The sequence below is a fragment of the Paracoccus panacisoli genome (genome assembly GCF_042435015.1).
Taxonomy (GTDB): domain Bacteria; phylum Pseudomonadota; class Alphaproteobacteria; order Rhodobacterales; family Rhodobacteraceae; genus Paracoccus; species Paracoccus panacisoli.
The window spans coordinates 1-1,479 of record NZ_JBHMQU010000119.1; the positions used below are offsets into that span (position 1 = coordinate 1).

The following is a 1,479-nucleotide window of genomic DNA, read 5'->3' on the forward strand; positions in this document are numbered from 1 at the left end:
TCGGCATCGCCGGACTGTTCCTGCACTCGTCTTGGGCAATCATCCGCGATGCGCGGGCCGATCTGAAGGCAGCGGCATGAACAGCCGCGTTCTGGGCGGGCTCTGCGCGATCGCGGCGTTCGGCCTCGATCAGGGTACCAAGGCGCTTGCGCTGAACACACCGGCGCTTGAGCGCGGCGTCGAGGTTCTACCCTTTCTCAATCTCGTGCGGGTTCTGAACGATGGAGTCAGCTTCGGTATGCTGGGCGGGATCGTGCCTTGGTGGGGTCTCATCGCGCTTGCTGGCGTGATCGTGGCATGGCTGCTGATCTGGTTGTGGCGCGCGCCGGACAGGCTGACGGCTGCCGCTCTCGGTCTGATCATCGGCGGCGCGCTCGGCAATGTCCTCGACCGGCTGCGTTATCAGGCCGTCCCGGATTTTCTGGATTTCCATTACGGAACATACCACTGGCCGTCCTTCAATCTTGCGGATGTGGCGCTTTTCTGCGGTGCGGCCCTGCTGTTCTGGGACAGCTTCCGCTCGGCGCAGAACAAGCCCGAACGTAACCACCGAGAAGAAAACGTTACGGGGAAATAATCGATGTCCAGCATTCCATCCGCAAAGGGCATCGACAGCACGCTTGCCCTGCTGCGCAACCCATATGAGTTCATTCCGGACACATGCCGCGATCTTGAGGGCGACCTGTTCGAGACCCGCATCCTCTTTCAAAAGACGATCTGCATGACTGGTGCCGCAGCTGCGGAGGTCTTCTATTCCGAGGATGGGCTCGTGCGCGCAGGCTCGATGCCGAAGCGTATCCAGAGAACCCTGCTCGGCGAAAAGGGCATCCAGGGGCTCGATGGCGAGGCCCACCGTCATCGGAAGCGGATGTTTATGTCACTCATGGCGTCGGAGCGGATCGAAGCTCTCGAAAACACGACGCGGGACCTGTTGGACCGCTACGCACGGGACTGGCAAGCGGCGGAGAAGGTCGTTCTCTACGACGAAGTGCGCGAAATCCTCACCAGAGCTGCCTGCGCCTGGTCGGGCGTGCCGCTTCCCGAAGCGGAGGTCGAGACGCGGACGGCGCAGATGACGGCGCTCTTCCAAGACGCCGGGGCGGTCGGCTGGAAGCACTGGGGTGCGCGTCTGGCGCGCTGCGATCCTCCAGCGGCAATGCTTCGGCCACGCCCTCGATCATCTCGGCCGCGGGCATCAGGCCATGGGAGGTTTGCGCGGCCCGAGAGAGGAGTTCGGGCGACGGGTCAACACCGATGATCTGACGCACGGCCTCGGGGTAGAGCGCAAGGTTCAGGCCCGAGCCGATCCCGATCTCCAGCACACGTCCATGCAGCCCGGAGGCGGCGCGGCGCCGGTAGGGAAGAAGTTGATCCTGGCCCATCGCCAGATGCGTCAGCCGAGGGAGGATATGTTTCGTAAGCCTCCGGCGGGAGCCGTCTGACGAGATTTCGACGGCGATGATAAGTCCGACCTTATGG

Annotated in this window: 2 protein-coding genes; one reads left to right on the forward strand and one right to left on the reverse strand. The window is 63.2% G+C overall.

The window, feature by feature from the left end; genetic code table 11:
- The first annotated feature begins 76 nt into the window (after window positions 1-76).
- Window positions 77-577, forward strand: a complete 501-nt coding sequence (gene lspA, locus ACFHYO_RS16065; protein WP_394321742.1) for a signal peptidase II — start codon at window positions 77-79, stop codon at window positions 575-577.
- A 424-nt stretch (window positions 578-1,001) separates the two neighbouring features.
- On the opposite strand, the gene ACFHYO_RS16070 is transcribed toward lspA, so the two are convergent.
- Window positions 1,002-1,382 carry a class I SAM-dependent methyltransferase gene (locus tag ACFHYO_RS16070; RefSeq protein ID WP_231565666.1) on the reverse strand — a complete coding sequence of 127 codons (381 nt, stop codon included), beginning with the start codon at window positions 1,380-1,382 and terminating at the stop codon, window positions 1,002-1,004.
- Between the last annotated feature and the right edge of the window lie 97 nt (window positions 1,383-1,479).